General features: G+C 56.6%; 14 protein-coding genes and 1 pseudogene. 5 read left to right on the top strand and 10 right to left on the bottom strand.

Translation table 11 applies throughout. The annotated features are described in order from the left end of the window. Positions 1 to 10: 10 nt before the first annotated feature. From I3J27_RS07850 to I3J27_RS07880, 7 genes are all read right to left on the bottom strand, one after another. The gene (locus tag I3J27_RS07850; RefSeq protein WP_270167411.1) at positions 11 to 703 is read right to left on the bottom strand and encodes a methyltransferase domain-containing protein; all 693 of its coding nucleotides are present in this window, start codon (positions 701 to 703) and stop codon (positions 11 to 13) included. Positions 704 to 716: 13 nt separating this feature from the next. Next, positions 717 to 1,886: a glycosyltransferase gene (locus I3J27_RS07855; protein WP_270167412.1), complete on the bottom strand. Its 1,170-nt coding sequence runs from the start codon at positions 1,884 to 1,886 to the stop codon at positions 717 to 719. Positions 1,887 to 1,962: 76 nt separating this feature from the next. After that, on the bottom strand, positions 1,963 to 3,288 hold the full coding sequence (locus I3J27_RS07860) for a glycoside hydrolase family 16 protein (RefSeq protein ID WP_270167415.1): 1,326 nt from the start codon (positions 3,286 to 3,288) through the stop codon (positions 1,963 to 1,965). Positions 3,289 to 3,367: 79 nt separating this feature from the next. Then, positions 3,368 to 4,573 (bottom strand): acyltransferase family protein, encoded by a 1,206-nt coding sequence (locus tag I3J27_RS07865; protein ID WP_270172620.1) that lies wholly within the window; start codon positions 4,571 to 4,573, stop codon positions 3,368 to 3,370. Between the two features lie 181 nt (positions 4,574 to 4,754). Continuing rightward, a complete protein-coding gene (locus I3J27_RS07870; protein WP_270167416.1) occupies positions 4,755 to 5,741 on the bottom strand; it encodes an NAD-dependent epimerase/dehydratase family protein in 987 nt (328 codons plus the stop codon). After that, positions 5,738 to 6,955: a glycosyltransferase family 4 protein gene (locus I3J27_RS07875; protein WP_270167418.1), complete on the bottom strand. Its 1,218-nt coding sequence runs from the start codon at positions 6,953 to 6,955 to the stop codon at positions 5,738 to 5,740. Before I3J27_RS07875 ends, I3J27_RS07870 begins: the two co-directional genes overlap by 4 nt. An 855-nt stretch (positions 6,956 to 7,810) precedes the next feature. Then, the gene (locus I3J27_RS07880) at positions 7,811 to 8,785 is read right to left on the bottom strand and encodes a glycosyltransferase family 2 protein (RefSeq protein WP_270167420.1); all 975 of its coding nucleotides are present in this window, start codon (positions 8,783 to 8,785) and stop codon (positions 7,811 to 7,813) included. Between the two features lie 156 nt (positions 8,786 to 8,941). On the opposite strand from I3J27_RS07880, the gene I3J27_RS07885 reads away from it, so the two are divergent. The 5 genes and pseudogenes from I3J27_RS07885 to I3J27_RS07905 form a co-directional block, all read left to right on the top strand. Continuing rightward, entirely contained in the window at positions 8,942 to 9,910 is a 969-nt protein-coding gene (locus I3J27_RS07885) for a UDP-glucuronic acid decarboxylase family protein (protein WP_270167422.1), read from the top strand. After that, positions 9,907 to 10,890, top strand: a complete 984-nt coding sequence (gene galE / locus I3J27_RS07890) for a UDP-glucose 4-epimerase GalE (RefSeq protein WP_270167424.1) — start codon at positions 9,907 to 9,909, stop codon at positions 10,888 to 10,890. The genes I3J27_RS07885 and galE overlap by 4 nt, the downstream gene beginning before the upstream one ends. A 50-nt stretch (positions 10,891 to 10,940) precedes the next feature. After that, a complete protein-coding gene (locus tag I3J27_RS07895; RefSeq protein WP_270167426.1) occupies positions 10,941 to 12,068 on the top strand; it encodes a glycosyltransferase family 2 protein in 1,128 nt (375 codons plus the stop codon). An 86-nt stretch (positions 12,069 to 12,154) separates the two neighbouring features. Further along, entirely contained in the window at positions 12,155 to 13,411 is a 1,257-nt protein-coding gene (locus I3J27_RS07900) for a glycosyltransferase family 4 protein (RefSeq protein WP_270167428.1), read from the top strand. Positions 13,412 to 13,863: 452 nt separating this feature from the next. Continuing rightward, positions 13,864 to 14,169, top strand: a pseudogene (locus I3J27_RS07905) (IS66 family transposase); the annotation flags it as partial. Between the two features lie 154 nt (positions 14,170 to 14,323). On the opposite strand, the gene I3J27_RS07910 reads toward I3J27_RS07905, so the two are convergent. From I3J27_RS07910 to I3J27_RS07915, 3 genes are read right to left on the bottom strand one after another with little or no spacing between them, the layout of a single operon-like run. Further along, complete coding sequence (locus I3J27_RS07910) at positions 14,324 to 15,157, bottom strand: class I SAM-dependent methyltransferase (RefSeq protein WP_270167430.1); 834 nt, start codon at positions 15,155 to 15,157, stop codon at positions 14,324 to 14,326. After that, positions 15,100 to 16,425 (bottom strand): glycosyltransferase family 2 protein, encoded by a 1,326-nt coding sequence (locus I3J27_RS39165; protein WP_370691944.1) that lies wholly within the window; start codon positions 16,423 to 16,425, stop codon positions 15,100 to 15,102. The genes I3J27_RS07910 and I3J27_RS39165 overlap by 58 nt, the downstream gene beginning before the upstream one ends. Then, positions 16,422 to 17,639 carry a glycosyltransferase family 2 protein gene (locus tag I3J27_RS07915; protein ID WP_270167432.1) on the bottom strand — a complete coding sequence of 406 codons (1,218 nt, stop codon included), beginning with the start codon at positions 17,637 to 17,639 and terminating at the stop codon, positions 16,422 to 16,424. The genes I3J27_RS39165 and I3J27_RS07915 overlap by 4 nt, the downstream gene beginning before the upstream one ends.

Genomic DNA, 17,639 nt, shown 5'->3' on the forward strand with positions numbered 1-17,639 from the left:
GTCTAGTCAATCAGTGCTGGTGCCTCTCGAAGAAATAGAAATCCGCCCATGATGTGCCCTGAGGATCTCTTGGATCTTCCGGAAAGGGATTATCCACTTTTGAAATTAGCCTCCAGGAAGGCGCATTCTTCGCCATCCAGTCAGTGAAAATCCGATGCCGAACATGCAGTGCAGGGGCGGTTTTGATGACGTTGCTGCTGTAGATACAAACGTACTTTTCTGCTGCAGCGATGAGACAGGTCATATACTCGTCATACACTGCGTCTTCGATGAGGTGATAAATGACGTCTAGTGAGAGGGCCAATTCGGCGCGTGCGTCTTGGGCTTCGCGAGTGGAGGCCAATAGAAAGCGCTTTGACGAATCCTGTTTGAATTTCGTTCGACACGCCTCAATTGCGCTGCCCGAAATATCGATCCCTGTGTAGGCCGGGTACTGAGCCAACTCCAACTGCGCACCATCACCCGAGCCGAATTCGATCACGGTTTGAACGCCGCGGTTCGCCACAAACTCATTGATCGTTTGAGCCTTGAATTGTGCGAGGCGTCCATAGGAGCCCGCCCCGGAATTTCCGCCAAGCGCGTAGCGCTGCTCCCAGTATCCCTGTGAAGAGAAATTCCTCGCCACAACCGCCCGATAGACATGCTTTGCAAAGGACCCAAGAACCGGCAATCGCCCGATCGTCTGGCGGAGTGTGGATGGCACGTTAGTCCTCCATTTATAGCGCTGGGCCGCAGCAGATTGCATCGTACTGCAGTTCGAGCCGAGTCGTACAGCGGACAACATCGAATTCCGTCGCGACGTAGGCAGCGCCGCACTCAGCCATTTGAGCGAGGATATTGTCATCATTAAGAAGCCCAATCAAAATTCGGGCCAGTGCCTCGACGTTCTTTTCCGCAAACGAAAATCCAGTAACGCCCTCGCGAATTCCCTCGGTTGCCCCGCCCAGCGCGGACGTAACGACCGGAACACCCGATGCCTGGGCTTCAAGCAGCACCAGTCCGAATCCTTCGGCATCACCATTACTTGCCGTAATGCTGGGCAGACAGAAGATGCGCGAGCCGTCCAATTCACGTTTGACCTCAGTGCTCGACAGCGCTCCGCGAAAAGTTGCGCGGACGCCGCTTGTCCATGCGAGTGTGTTAAGTTCCTGACGCAGAGGACCGTCGCCAACCACAACCAGTTCGGCGGTTGGTATTTCTCGTTGAACTTTCGCCATTGCGTCGATGAGATAGCGGCACCCCTTCTTTTCAACGAGGCGACCAACGAACAGCACCCTCGGTGGACGTTGTGCCATAGGAAGTCCGCCTGGCACGAACCTGCTGGTGTCGATGCCGATATGGCTGACGTCGATCTTGTTAGCGGGGATACCGAATTCGATTGCGCGTTGACGCAATGCTTCTGAAACGGCAAGGAACCGAACCTGAGGCTGAATAGCCAGTCGCAGGAGGCGTCGCGGATAGAGCCGCATGCGCGCTCCGCCGTTTCCCGCCTCCCACCACTCCCGGTGCGTGTTAACGTCATAGCCGTGCAGGGTCACGAGCAATGGGAGTCCGAGCGCACGAGCGATCGGCCATGCATCGAGCGCATCTGTCGCAAAGTGCGCATGTACCAACCGCGCCCCTTCGGATCTCAACGCGCGCGCCGCTGCAGGCGGCATAATCCCGACCAGCTTCCCGACCTTCCAGAACAGCCGGTCGGCGATAGTACGCTGGGGATCAACAACGCGAACGTCTAGATCATCGAGCGTCAATTGGTGGAGAAGCCGCCGTCCGACGAGAACGGCCCGCCAGTCCTTGAGGGCAAGGATCTGCTCCTTGATGAAAGTCTCCGAGATCGGCAAGAGCTCGTTCCGATACACGAGGACGGTCTTGTTGGCGGGCGTCACTCTTCAATGCCTCTCGGACGCGGGTAAAGGCGCTGCGCTATTGTCGTCGTCGATCGACCCATCGCAAACGGCATCATCAAAATTGCACGACCTTCACTCCCGCGACATGCATTCGCGCAGGGAAGGATTTTGGATCGCTTGGTTCGCCAAGGACGCCTCCAACAGTCACGTCAAGCAACATGTACCACGGACCAGCTCCTACGAGATTCGGCATCGCACAGAACGGTTTGCCATTGAAATAGTAGGTGATCTGGTTCTCGCCTATAAGACACCCAAGGCGATTGAATTTGGAGAAGAGGTCGGCGCCTGGTTCGAGATGGGCGAGAGGGACGGATGCTCCATACGTCCGGTGCCCCTGTTGGCCGGTCCAATGGATGCTGGACGTGAGCGCATCGGCTGGATAGCTCGTCGATGTGATGAAGGCTTCAAAGATGTCGATCTCCGGTGGCCATTGGTCGTTTGCTGTCTTGAGCCACAATGCCGGCCAGCTTCCCGCAATTTTCGTGAGCTTCACCTCACACTCGACATAGCTTCCGGTCGTGATGCGGTTGAACAGAGTTCGCGAGGTGACTATCGCGGCGGTATACTGGAAAGGCGTGTGCTCCTTCCAGCCGAGCAATAGCTTTCCGCCCTTTCCATCGGAAAGGCCGTTCTGCACATATTCGGCCTGGATGAACCGATGTCCGGTCGAGGCGATTCCCCAAACCTTCGCTTCCGGATTGATTGCCGGATCCGCATAGTAGGCCAATTCCCGGTTACTGTCGTGCCGACGCCCATGCGAGTGCCGGCTTTGCCAGCATGGTTTTCCGTCCGCACGGAATCCGCTGTCGCTGGCGAAATCGGGATCGCGGAGGTCGTCCGAGAATACGACGGTGCCGCCCGCCGGCAGCGAGGGGAGTTCGATGCTGTCGTTGCGGGGCGCGGCAGCGCCAGCGCCGGACATGATCGTGCCGATCCTGCTCGCGTAGGCGTGTTGCGGATAGATGAAGTAGTCGGTCAGTTTGACTTCGATCGATTCTCCCGACTGCAGCGGGTGTTGGAGCGGAACCTCGATGGTCTTCTGCTGTTCGCCGGGCTGAAAAACCAAGTATCCGCGGGCAACAGTAGACGTGGCGTTTGCTCGAGCCTCGTTGGGGTTACCTGCGGCATTCTCTGTCTTACCGCGTGCAAAATACTCGACCGCAATCGTGCGGTTGGTCGCCACGCTCAACGCGACGGGGACACGTGCCACGCGGTCTCCGCTTCCGACAACGGCATCATTGATCGTGATGATGATTTCGGACTCGGAAGTCTGCACCACGTTGGCTGGAGTATCGGCCCACGCGCTCGCGGCACGAAGTTCGCCGGCGAGGCATACAACACCGGCCGTGCCGGCAAGCACCTGTCGTCGCGTGGCTTGCATGGGGGCTATTCCGCATCGATGGGCGGGTGATGCCGTCGCCTGCGGTACACACACGCGTCGTGTCCAGGATCAGGCCCGATCACATCGTTTCTCCTTGTGAGGCGCGCCATTCGTTGGTGAGGGGCAAGGTGGCCGAAGCGAGTTGCGGTTGAACCTCAGCTTTGCCGAGCAGGAACAGCGCCTTCCAGTCGCGCCGATGCCCGAACTCGATATACCGGTAGCTCAGTGCGCTCAGCGCTAGGATCAGTACCGTAAACGGCGCCAGCAGCCGCATCGTATCCGCTAGCATTGAAGTGTCAGGCGGTATCATGTTGTTCATCACGATCCCGTGCCAAGCGTAGATGCTGTAGCACATGCAGCCGAGGAGCTGGAGCGGCCGATTATCGAGAAGCGATCGAAGCAGGCCGCCAGCGAACAGGCTGCCAAACAGGAAGAGAGAAAAGGCGATTGAAAACAGCATGCCGCCCAGAACTCGCACCGCGAGCCAGGATGCATGGTGCGAGAGATACAGCCCGAGCACGCCCAGCACGAGGCCTGCGAGCAGCGAAGGGAGACTCGACGTCGGCCGTTTTAGTTTTTCCAACTGTCGCACGTAGAGATCACAAACCAACATGCCCAAGACGAATTGATAGCAGCTTCCGAATATGCCGCTGGTGAACGGGCGGAAGGAGCCGACGTTTGCGATCGGAATCGAGCCGCCGATGAAGATGAAGATTGAACTTGCCGCCAACGTCGCAACGACGATCGTCCCGATACCCCATCGACGGATCGCCAGAATCAAAACCGGAAACAGCAGGCTGAACCAGATCTCGACGCCCACGGACCAGAGCACCACGTTGGACGGCGGCATGAAGCCGTGAGGCGAAAATACGAACAGCGTCGAAAAAAGCCCGCCAGCCTCCAGATACCAGCGGAGGGAGCCGACGCCGGTCTGGGCGTGCAGCGTCAGGGATACGAGCACGACGAGATAATATAGGGGCAAGAGCCGGTGTGCGCGATGCAGATAGAACAACCGGACATCGGCGAGGGACTCTACCTTGCGACGTCCGAGGCGGTAGGGGAGATACAGAACAAAGCCGGATAGGACAAAGAAGAGCGGGACGCCGAGCCACGCATTTGCAATGAAGGCTGCGAAGATGCCATCCGGATCGAGTTGCCCCGTGTGTAGTGGGTCCTTTGCCGCATAGGGGACAAAAAGATGGTGGAGAACCACCATGAGAATGGCGATGCCGCGGAAGCCATTCACGACTCCGATCTTCGCGTCTGTGCCGGGCCGGTGCTGCATCACGAGATCTCTCCTGCCCGCAGAACCACAAGTCTGGGCGAATGTTTGCATGGTCGCAGGCGTCTTCTCAGAATTTCACCAGCCCCATTGCAGCGACGACAATTCGCCATCAACAATGAAGCGCTGCCAGCGGGCTGGCTGCGCTTCACACCCCTTTCAAATGATCAGATCCGAAGGCGTCCTAGGCCGCCTTCGCCCGCTCCTTGTTCCCGCGCACCTGTCGCTCGATCCATTCATAGGTTTTCTCAAGGCCAGAGCGAAGTGTAGCGGTGGGTTTCCAGCTGAGCTTTTGCCCAATCAGCCGGTTGTCTGAATTTCGGCCACGCACACCGAGCGGGCCCGGGATATGCTTTTTGTGGAGCTTCTTGCCCGCAATATCGGCGGCGATGTCCACGAGCTGATTGATCGTGACCATCTCCTCGGAACCGACATTGACCGGACCTTCAAAATCGGACCGCGTCAGGCGGATCGTGCCTTCGAGGCATTCGTCGATATAAAGGAAGGAGCGTGTCTGGGTGCCGTCGCCCCAGATCTCGACCTCGCCACCGTTGGTAGCCTGGGCAACCTTGCGGCAGACCGCAGCGGGCGCCTTCTCCTTACCGCCGTCCCAGGTACCTTCCGGCCCGAAGATGTTGTGATAACGCGCGACGCGATTGCGCATGCCGTAGTTGCGGTTGTAGGCGAGGTAAAGGCGCTCCGAGAACAATTTCTCCCAGCCATATTCGCTGTCCGGGTTTGCCGGATAGGCGGAATCCTCGGCGCAGTTCGGATTGTTGGGGTCCATCTGGTTGTGTTCGGGATACATGCAGGCCGAAGAAGAGTAAAACATGCCGCGCACGTTCCTCTTCTGGCAGGCATCCAGCATGTTCAGATTGATCGTGGCCGAGTTATGCATAACGTCAGCGTCATGCTCGCCGGTGAAAATATAGCCAGCACCGCCCATATCCGCGGCGAGCTGGTACACCTCGTCGAACCGCCGATCTGCAATCTGGCGACAGAAATATTGATCGCGGAGATCGCCAACGGCGAAATCATCGGCTTCGGTTTCGACAAAGGGCGGAAATTTCAGGTCGACGCCGCGGACCCAAAAACCTTCGCGCTTTAGGCGTTTCACAAGGTGCCCGCCGATAAACCCACCCGCGCCGCACACCAAGGCAGTCTTAGTCATGAAGTTCCCCTTCTCGCATCTCTCGCATCGATAGCATATTGAAATACTGTTTCAAAACGATCGGTCACCAGTTTGATGTCGTAATTGTTCAAAGCAAATTTCCTACCACTTTCGGCCGCTCCGATGCGCAGGGCATCATCCTTCATCAATTGGATTGCGGAACGTAAGAAACCTCCCTTGTCGGTCGGATCGACGACGAGGCCCGCTCCGTTCTTGCGGACCACTTGGGAAGCAAGATTCTCGGCTGGTGCCGCCAGCAGTACCGGGCGTTGGGCGCAGAAATATGACTGCACCTTGGAGGGAACAGAAAACATACCGGCATCCGGTTCGATCGTTGCAACTGTCACGTCCGAGGTTGCAAGAACTTTGGGCAGATCAGCGAATGGTTGCAGCGGCAATAGGATCAAATTGTCGATCGATTGCTCGTTCTTTGCCCGCTCGAGCTCGGAGACGCCCACGCCCTGGCTGACGACAACAACATTTGCCTGCCCCTTTACCTGCTTTGCAAGTTCGACCAGCAGCTGCGGATTATGTTTCAGGGCGAGCGTGCCCGAATAGAGGAAATTGAATGTGCCGGCGAGCCCGTGACGTTGTGCCCAGTCATTGTCCTTTGGGAGGGGGGAAATCTCGTTCAGCGCGCCCCAGTTCTCGATGGTGAAGACGCTGTCTTTGGCGCTGCCCCATTTCTTGGCAATGTCTGCGAAGGAGTCGGTGATCACAACGATGGCGTCGGAATTGGCAAACTGCCCGCGCTCGAGAAACGAATAATACCCGCCGATCGCGGCGCCGACGGCGCCCATCTTTTTTCGCAACAACTTTGACGCGGCGATGCTGTAGAAATCCTGAACCCAGAATACGAAGGATGCGCCGCTCGTGCGGGTTGCCTTCACGATTGCCGATTGGGCTTCGGTAGGCGTATTTCCTGAGATGACGAGGTCGGGCTTGAGCGACAGAACCAGTTGTGCAACGGCCTTGCCATAGGCGACGTCGTCAAACCGGCGTTTCACAAAGGAGGTCTTGTCATACGGACGCGGTAGACTTACGCCTTTGAAGGATAGGCCGACCGGATCAGAGGAGGTGCGGTGAAGGCGCCCCTTGGGGCCATGGTCGCCGTGGAAATAGGCGTGGGTAACCTGGTGTCCTCGCGAGGCAAGCTCGCGGCTCAGATCGACCTGGAAGGGGTGCCCGGCATAGTCATGAACCAGAATCTTCAATGGACACCTACCTGACGCGCGAATTCGTTTGCAAATTGGGGGTACATGACCCGTCACCCTTTGATTGTCTATGACAGACTCACTTAACCGTTAATAGCGGCAGAAATTTTGCATGCTCGTGGCACTCGGGATCTCATTGCTCCGGTCCCACGAGGGGAGTGCTCGATCATAGCGTTAGGCAAAGCCGCTTTCATGAGCTCTTTCAGTGCATTTGATGCTTGATCTCTTGTCATGCTTGCGACTACCGTCGCTTGATTGCGACTGACGTCGCCCAATTTCTGGCCGAAACGGGGTATTAGCCAGCATCTCTCTATCAATGGTTCGACTGGGATTTTTCTGCGTATGCTACAGCTATTGAAGAACTAGAGGCCATCATGCTTTTCAGGGTCTTGCTTTGTGTAGTCGCAGCATGGGTCTCCGCGTTCGGTGAAGCTTTGGCCGAACCAATGACCATTGATTTTTCCTGGCAGGGCGCGAGAGGCTGTATCACACTTTTTCCGAATCCAGAGATCCGCTTCAAAAACGTGCCCCCAGACGCCAAATTGCTTCTGCTTACGCTGTCGCAAGGGACTAGGGAAATGGGCGGTCAGGAAATCGCCATACCGGCAGACGGCGTTCTTCCATATGGAAGCATCCGAACATTTGGTCCGTGCAGGCCAGACGTGTACCAATGGACTGCGGTGGCAAGATCCTCGAAGGGCGAGGTCTTGGCCGAAGCTCGCCGAGCTCGTGTCTATCCGACTGATGAGCTCGCATCCGAAAAAGCGATACGAAGTGATAGCAGAGTGAGGTAGCCGGCATAGGTCTACCCAGATGTGCGAAATGCCCCTAGTTGCTCGATCGGCAGAACCGTTTTTAGTCGTTCCCATGCGGAGATGCCGGAAGGAATTTGCTAGATGGAGTTCGAGCACCCGTCTGGACCCACCTTAGCGCGCGTCGAGTTAGGCCGGCCAATAGCCAAATCAAGGACGCGATGCCCGTCTGAAGGCTGCTGCGCGACAGCTTGGTGATTAGCTCCAGTGCATCACGAAATTGCCTTTGTTCGATTGCTCGCAGGGCTAGAGAGCAGGCGAGTATCGCCTCACCACGCGCAAACTGCCCAGCAAGCTCCGGATGCGTTTGGTTGAACTCAATTTCGACCATCCGACGCGATCTCATCATCTGCCGAAAATCATCTGACATTGAGCCAGGGGAGATGCGGTAACCTATCAAATATTCCGGCACCACGGCTATCTCGTGTCGCTCTGCAATCTGAAGATACAGCTTCCAGTCTTCGCACCCCTGGCCTCCGCGGGAGCGCAGTGTCTCATCGAAGCCGCCTGCGCCGACCAAGGCCTCTCGCCTTATCAGCGCATTGCTGCCGCTGATGACGACGTTGCCCAGACACATTTGCGCAAGGACACTGCCTTCCTGCCGGATTGGCGGAGCAGAACCGGTAACGTTGCCGTCATCATCGATCCAGCAGCACCACGCGTACACGAGCGCGGTTTCCGGGCCGCTTGCCTCAAACCGCTCGAGCTGTCGTTCAAGCTTTGTCGGGTACCAGAGATCATCGGCATCAAGCGTCGCGATAAAGTCGCCCCGCGCATCTGCAATTCCCCGATTGCGCGCCGACGCCACGCCGCCGTTCTGCTTGTAGATATACCGGACTCTCGAATCACAGCACATTAGAGCGGCCGCAACTGACCTCGTCCAATCCGAGGAGCCATCATCGACTATGATGATTTCTATATTCTGGTAAGTTTGATTTAGCGCGCTGACTACGGTCTCGTGGATCGTGTCCGCAGCATTGAAAGCTGGCACGACGATCGAGACAAGTCTGTCGGTCAACACACTCTGAGAACGCGCCATACTGTTTTAATGCTTAATTGCAATTGAACTGTACTCTTGAAAGCAATCCAATAAGACATTATCGCGAAGCCGATTAAATTGCGACGACTGTACGACATTAGAGTAAATGACGAATAATTACAAAGGGTTGTTCCATTGTCGCGTCGAACGAAGCGGATATTGGTTACCGGTGGTGTGGGGTTCCTAGGTTCGCACTTGTGCGAGCGACTCGTGAACGCCAAACACGAAGTTCTATGTGTCGACAACTTCTACACGGGCTCTAAGGAGAACGTGAGTGGCCTGTTGAAGTGTCCTCACTTTGAGCTCATGAGACATGACATAACGTTTCCCTTATATGTCGAGGTGGACGAGATCTACAACTTAGCCTGTCCAGCCAGTCCGATTCACTATCAATACGATCCCGTGCAGACGACGAAGACTAGCGTGCATGGGGCAATCAACATGCTGGGTTTGGCGAAGCGAGTTAAGGCGAAAATCCTGCAAGCCTCAACCTCGGAAGTCTACGGTGATCCGGAGGTGCACCCGCAGAGCGAGGCCTATTGGGGGAGGGTAAATCCAATTGGTCCGCGCTCTTGCTATGACGAGGGCAAGCGTTGCGCCGAGACGCTATTTTTCGATTACAGGCGGCAGCACAATCTCTCGATCAAGGTTGCGCGCATCTTCAACACTTATGGTCCGCGGATGCAGCTCAACGACGGACGGGTGGTTTCAAACTTCATCGTGCAAGCTCTCACTGGCCGGCCAATTACGATCTACGGCAGCGGCAACCAGACCCGTTCTTTCTGCTATGTTGACGATCTGATTGATGGCCTCGTGCGGCTGATGGACACGGGCGACGAGGTAACCGGACCGATCAATCTCGGGAATCCCGTCGAGTTTACGATGATGGGACTGGCCGAGACTGTCATTGAGCTGACTGCGTCGAAGTCTTCGATCGATTTCAAACCACTTCCGATCGACGATCCAAAGCAGCGGCAGCCCGACATCGGTCAGGCTCGCGATGCGCTTGGCTGGGTTCCCTCCGTACCGTTGCGCGAAGGCCTCAAGAAGACGATAGCCTATTTTGACAATTTGCTGCGCACAGAAGCAACTGGTGCGACATGACAAGAACCGTTCTTATAACGGGTGGCGCAGGTTATGTGGGCTCGCATTGTTGCAAAGCGTTCGCCAATGCCGGTTGGAATGTCGTAACGCTCGACAATCTTTCACGAGGATGGCGAGAGGCCGTGCGGTGGGGACCCTTGATCGAATGCGATATCCGAAATGAGGAGCGGGTGCGCAGCACGTTGGATATGTATAAGCCGGACTTGGTCGCGCATTTTGCTGCTCTTGCCTATGTCGGTGAGTCGGTAGCTGACCCCGCACGCTACTACACCAACAACACTGCGGGTACGCTCGCCCTGCTAGAAGCGATGCGCGCAACGGGATGCCGCCACCTTCTGTTCTCCAGCACTTGCGCAAGCTACGGTATTCCGCGCACCCTGCCGATCGACGAGACGCATAAGCAATCGCCGATCAATCCTTACGGTTGGTCGAAAATGATCATCGAGCGCATGCTGGAAGATTATGGCAGAGCCTACGGCATGGCATCAGTCTCATTGCGGTATTTCAATGCAGCCGGATGCGATCCAGATGGCGAGATCGGGGAACACCACGAGCCCGAGACGCACGCCATTCCGCTCGCGATCGAAGCCGCTCGCAACCCGGGCCGGGCTTTTACGGTGTTCGGAACAGACTTCCCGACACCCGATGGTAGCGCGATCAGGGACTACGTTCATGTTAGCGACCTCGCTCGGGCGCATTTGCTTGCAGGCGAGATGCTTGTTGCTGGTCCGGGCACCCATGTATTCAATCTAGGCACTGGCGTGGGAACGAGTGTGTTTAAAGTGATCGAGGCGGTAAGGCGTGCCGCGAGCAACGAGCCTGTCATCCGGCTTGGCGAGCGGCGCGTAGGAGACCCGCCCGTGCTCGTCGCGTCCTATGCCAAGGCTGAGCGGGAGCTTGGCTGGACGCCCCAGCACTCTGACATCGATTTCATCGTCGAAACTGCGCTAAGGTGGCGGGACCGCCAAGCCTCGATTTAAGACTTGGAATGATTGACTGAAATGCTCGGAACCAGAGCGACTGGACCTTGATGGAACTCGTATCCGTCGTCGTGCCCGCCTTCAACGCGGAGCGTTTTGTCGCCAGAACGCTCGCGTCGGCGCTGGCTCAGACCTATGAGAATCTAGAAGTCATTGTCGTTGACGATGGTTCCACTGACAATACGCGCTCCGTCGTGGAGGCCTGCGCGGCCGGCGACAGACGCCTTCAAATATTCAGTACTCCCAATCGCGGCGTGGCTCGTGCTCGGAATCTCGGAATAGAGAATGCGCGAGGGGTCTACGTCGCATTTTTGGATGCGGACGACCTCTGGCATCCGACAAAGATAGAGCGGCAGGTTGAGGCTTTAAATATCCATCGTTCCGATCCCGCTTGGGGTGGTGTCTACACTTTTCACCGAACCATCAATGCGGATGATCAAGTCACAGGCAGTGGGCAGACGTTAGCCGGTTGTCGCGGCTATGTGTTGGCTCGAGATCTTGTGCTCAAGTTCATAGGAAACGGAAGCAATCTATTGGTCCATCGCGAAGCTGCGCTTGCGGTTGGCGGATTCGACCCGTCATACGCCGACATTGGGATCGGTGGTTGCGAGGATCTCGATTTTGAACTCCGGCTCGCTGCGCGCTATCGCATTGAAGCTGTAAGATCGTTTCTCGTTGGCTACCGTATCTACAACGGAAACATGTCGAGCGATGGATCGCGCATGGCTAGAAGCATGATCGAGGCAGTTTCGCGACATGCGGAGCTTAACCCTTCGATCGCCCCGCGGGTGAAGCGCTGGGCATTGGGAAATGGGTATAGGTATGCATTTCAGGTTCTATTGCGCGAAAGACAATTGCTTTCGGCTGTGGCGGCGTATGCAAAATTGGTTCTGAGCGACCCTGTGCTGTCAATGATTGCCGCCATGGAAGTATTGCAGGCGATCATTGAAAGGTTGGGACGAGACCGACCTGTTGGATCGCCTCGACCGTTCTTGGCCGTAGATCCGGAAGAGGGTAAAGACGATCCTGTCGACGCAATAGCGTGGCTGAAACAGGGGCGATTGACGGACGAAGATCGGTCGCTTGAAGAAGGGGAATTTTTTGAGCCCGATGCCGGGCACTTGGCAGAAGGACAGGAAGGCTCGACGTGTCTTACCGGCGATGCCTACAGGCGATGAGTTCGGTACATTCGAGATCTAGTGAAGATCCTCAGGCCGGCAGAGTCGTTGCCATATTTCCGTGGGGAAATTGTATCGAAGACTTTTTGGACGGCATCGGTATTTCGCTAGACAAGTTTTGTGATGAGATGACGGGTGGGTGGTTGTTTGGTTACGTTTCCGCGCTGCAATCCGTACGACTTGTGCCAGTACTGTATTGCTATTCGCGCGCGATCGACGCGCCCGAGCAGCGTGTTCACTTGCCCAGTGGATGTGCAATACGACTTGTTCCGTTGCCGCGCCTCTATCGTTTACTTACACGCGGGATGATCAATCCATACGCTTGGCGCGCAAGGGATGCGTTCCACGGCAGGAGCAGATTATACGATCCGATCGCTGAGTTCGCTTTTCAGCTCAGCCCGTATTTTGCAATCGCGCGATCGAATCTTACTCGCTCACTTCGCGCAGATGGATGCGCTGCTGTTCTGGTCCAGGAATATGAGGATCCGAGGTTCGACAGAATTGTTGGTATCGGGCAGCGCGCCAGAATACCTGTCTTTGCTACTTTCCAGGGGGGCGACCGCCACTTCAGATACCTGGAAGATTACACCCGGCCAAAAGCAATTGCGCAGTCGGCGGGTCTCATTATTGCGAGTGCGACAGAAGCAGAACGTGTCAAGGAGCGGTATCGCCCGTGCTGTCCGATTGTGGACATTCCTAACCCAATAGACCTCAGTATTTGGTTTCGAGAACCGCGAGACGAGGCGCGCCGTGTGCTAGGCTGGAATCGCGGAGAACGCGTCGCAATCTATCACGGCCGCATCGATATCCACCGTAAAGGCCTCGATGTTCTCCTCTCTGCCTGGAACCGCGTGCGGGTCTCCATGCCCGAAGCGCCGGTCAGGTTGGTCGTGATCGGCGATGGTCCAGACAGAGACAAATTTCGTGAGTTGGTAGGAAGGGTCGACGCTGCCACCCTAACGTGGATTCCCAACTATATCCTTGACCGCCCTACTATGCGTCGCATGTTGAGCGCTGCTGACGTCGGAGTGACGGCTTCGCGTCACGAAGGCTTTGCAGTAGCCCCGTTGGAAGCCATGGCGTGCGGACTGCCGATTGTGGCGACTGATGCCCCTGGGATTCCCGAGATTCTACGAGGCGGTCGCAAGGTAGGAGGAATATTGTGTTCGCGCAATGATATAACTGCGCTGGCGCTAGGTCTCGCGGAGTTGCTTTCAGATTCCGGAAAGGCCGAAGAATACGGGCACTTGGCGAGGCTAAGCGTAGAGAAGCGTTTTGGGCTTCGGCAGGTCGGCCGCAGACTCGCCGAATTGATTGGCAAATCACGTAGGAGCCCTTCGTAAGTTGCTGCTGGTTTCTCCGACTAGGGCATGTACTCAATTAAGGCGCAGATGTCAGCTTCTGACGGCCAAACGGAAATCTTTTGATCAATCGGAGCACTGGTGCTCGTGGCCAGAGCGGACGCAGCCTCATGCCAGCGGATCGCGTGCGAGAACTAGCGCATGTCGGTGATCGGTCTTGTCAGATTGAGTCTTGTGCCCATAGTGGCGCGATTCGACCCAACTGCCACGATTTGACCAGGATCGACTCGACCGGCGTTGCCCCGATGATGTCAAGCCTCGCCAGCGAACGTCGCGCCGCCGAGCTCATGCTTCGGTCCGTGGTCAACGCCTGGCCGCCACATCCTGCTGTCAGAGGGAGCGGCGAGCCTATCTAGGTACGCGTGGTTCGTCAGATGACGGCCACTCGGCGTGTAACGGCTTCACCGAATCCGTCGTCCCGGCGACGGGACTTCGCCTATGGCGGCTATGGCAGGCTTTACGAACCGGGCCGCAACGCAGGTCCGATCCTGGAGCCGCTTGCTGGGGTCCATGCGCGAAGGCCGCTCTTCGTGATGGCTGATCTGGCGGAGAATGCGCGCCGCAAGGTGCAGGGCAAAAAGCCGTGGTGATCTCGCACATGGCGCTGGAGGCAGTCCGCCGGATCGACGCTTCGAGATTGAGCGAGGTATCAACGTCAGAGTCCCGAACGGCGCCGGGCCGTTCGCCAGGAGCTGCGCGCGCCGCTGGTCGTCGATTTGGAAACCTGGATGTGTGAGCAAGGCGTCAATAAAACGTCAATTCCGGCATAGTTCTCCACGGCTGTCCTCCGTCTCCAGATGCTTTGGGCCGACTTAAGTCGCGACCCTGTTTCATCATCTATCGGGGGACAGCCACCTTGATCACCCCTTGCTCGGAGAGGGCCCATTACGGCATCTAGTCAACTCGCCATGCAGCGACGTGCTCGGATCCTTGCGAATGACCCCGGTCCAACCCGTATCCGAGATATGTCAGAGGACTGGTTGCTATCCAAAGCGCCAGTTTGGAACGGCGATTGAGATTGGAAAAGGCGATATCGTGACCGATCGCGGTCGAAGGGCTGCAAAAGCTTGCCAATTTGTTTGGCTGCCGTTCGAATAGTTGCGTCAGGTCAGTCTCACTATAGCCCCGGCGTACATGCCCCCATTCAGCGAACAATTTCTCTTCCGGCGGGCATAGCGGCTTCATGATTCGAAAGTGGGGATAACACCAGGTGTTCTTGGGTGTACTTAGAAGGATCCAGCCTCCACTGCGGACAACACGCCTCACTTCCCGCGCAGCGGCGAAATCATCAACAACATGCTCGAGTAAGTCGAACAGGACAACCGCATCAAAAGATTGGTCAGGAAACGGCAATTTCACCGCGTCGCCGCAAACGAAGCTAACGCCCGGCCAGGAGTTACATGGAGCGCTCGCGTAATTCGGATCGACATCGAGATTGACAACCTCGGCCTCCGGATAAAGCAATGCGGAAATGCCACTTCGGCCTCCTCCAATATCGAGAATTCTTGAAAGAGGTTCGGCTGGAGCTATCCGATGAATCGCGCGCATTTTCTCCCGGTAAAAGAAGCCTAGGGTTAGCGGATCGGGAAAGGGATTTCGCGAAAGAAATGCCCCGAGTGCGGCCTTCGTATCGCATGCAGGATCTCGTTCGATCGAGCGCGGCGAGATAATCATGTGCGGTCCCCGGATGGCCACGGGCGAGATGACGGGTCTATTTTCCAAAACCATCGAAGGGCCTCCAGCCCGCAAATGTAGCCCGTCAATTGAGGAGCGAGCAGGCGCCAGCGATTCCAGCAAGATGGCCTCAGCGCGGCCAAGATCGCGACAACATAGTGACGAGGCAACGTTAAGAATAACCGCCTCAGATTGCCCGCGTGGCCGTGGCGGACCCATTGCACCAGCAGCGCAGACACGTGACCCTTCATATAGGCCCGCATTTGGTTCTCAAGCTGCGCTTCCGTATGTCGATGCTCGTGATGCACAACGATTGAAGGATCGTATCGGCAGTCATAGCCGGCTGCGAGAATACGATACCAGAACTCGCTATCCTCGCTACATCCCGACGCTCCTGCCCCCAATCTCTCGTCGAAACCCCCGACTATTTGGAGAGCTGAACGTCGGACGGCCATATTGGCCCCGGCTCCGACGTGCCAGACGGGGGAGCCGAACGGGATCATTGGCCGGAATACCTGATCTCGGAAACGATGGCTTTGTACGCCGCGTCCGAAGCCTCCCAATTCCATTTCAAAAGAAAGTTGGCTCGAAGTACGCAGTTCCAAGGGTAGCACAAGCCCGGTGACGCAAAGTACGTCCGGATGCGAGAATGCTGCGCCTATCCGTCTTGCCCATCTGGGGTGAACAACAGCGTCGTCATCCGTGAAAGCAATTATTGAACCGGAGGTAGCTCGCATACCGGTATTGCGGGCAACGCTCAGACCGGGGCGAGGTTCGGCCACATAGCGCACCTTTTCGCGTCCACGGGTAATCTCGGCCGTCTCGGGAGAGCTGGGCGCATTATCTACAACAATGATTTCGTGGATGTCCTTGGCAATGCGCGCGAGGCTATCGAGGCATCGTTTCAGCATCTCTCCGCGATCTCTTGTGCAAACGACGACCGAAATAGTTGCAGGAGATGAAGTAGTCTCAATCTCGCTGCAGGCCCTCGCGAATGCCTCCGAGAGGGGGGCTGATAACAAATGTTCAAGCGAACCGGTTGCTGAGGGTTGCGGCAAGGAACGATGTAGTCTCAGAGTACCTGGGAAGCTATCAGGGAGGATACGGCTGCCCACACCCAATGCAACGATGGATGGTATCATTGCCGAGAAGGTCTCTGACAGGATCGGTAGTTGCGCGGCCATGAAGCTCGTTATCCCCACGGGTATCTCGTTGGACCATAAAATGACGTAGACGCCTCCCTCCCCCATGTGGACAGAAATAGGAGGAATCGGCTGCGCCAAGTCAACATGCTCCACCCGCCACGGGGCCTGTAGCATCATTGGTAGTGCTCTCTTATTTTGGCGACCCGCCTAACCGATCGATCGTATTCACCCAGCAGACCAATGACGCCGCCCCAAAGCTCGACCGCAATCATATTCGGAGGAAGTACGTGCCTGCCTCTCAGGCTCAGCCAAAATTGGCTGAACTGGTCGAGAAACCACCATCTCACTAGTTTTCGAAGTAAACGCCGATAGGCTGGATCGGTACGATGTGACTTCACGATGAAGGCCATGTGTGCGAGGCCCCAAGTCCAATATTGGCGCCGGAGCTGAGCGATCTCACGTCTATGATCGTGCAATACTGCAAACTGCGGCTCGTAAACGAATGGCGCGCCGGTCCGTGCCATTCTATAAAACATATCCAGATCGCCACCGCCGGGGAGCGGGGCGCCAGTATCGAGGGCCTCGTCGAAGCCGCCTATCTTGAGGACGCTCTCCCTCTCGAAGGCCATGTTGGCGCCCGCTCCGAAGGAGCCTGCGCCGCACGGAGCGAGGGGATTGCTGGGATCGACGCTACAGAATCGCTTCTTTCGAAAACCTCGTCGGAATCCCCCTCGGCGTTCAAAAAGGACCTGGGCTTCGGTGTCGAGACTGAAAGGCAAAACAAGGCCTGTGAACGCCTTTGCATCAGGATTTTCGCTCCAAGCCTCTCTAAACCCGGCAAGCCATCCGGGGCTAACGACGACATCGTCGTCGATATACGCGAGAAAGTGACCTTTGGCCTCATTGAGCGCCCGATTCCGACCAAAGTTGAGTCCGGCTCTCGGCTCAACGACATATTTAACACCGGAGTGGCGTGCGACCACGGCAGCGGTTCGTTCATCGGGAGGTGCGTTATCCACTACCAGTACTTCAAAGTCCTCCGCCACGTCCGAGGCTGCTGGATTGAGCGATCCTAGAGCCAGTAAGCAACGATCCACCCACTCCGGTCGGTTGCGCGTACAGATCGCAACTGTGACGCTCGGCATGCGGCTTGAGAGATGGTTCTGTTGTTCATGCCGGATTTGGTCCGCGAGAATCGCTTCGCTCGCTTTGCGCACAATCAGCTGAGCCAATTCGGAGGCATCTACTACCTCGCGGCCTCGGGCCTCCTCCAGAATAAATTCAATCAACCTACCACGACGAACAAGGATAAGTGCGAGACCCTGATAACCTTTAAGTGCGAGCGAAGGTAATTGTTCGTCGAGGTCAATTCTGGCAATCAAATAGCGCAT

The organism is Bradyrhizobium xenonodulans (assembly GCF_027594865.1).
GTDB classification, from domain to species: domain Bacteria; phylum Pseudomonadota; class Alphaproteobacteria; order Rhizobiales; family Xanthobacteraceae; genus Bradyrhizobium; species Bradyrhizobium xenonodulans.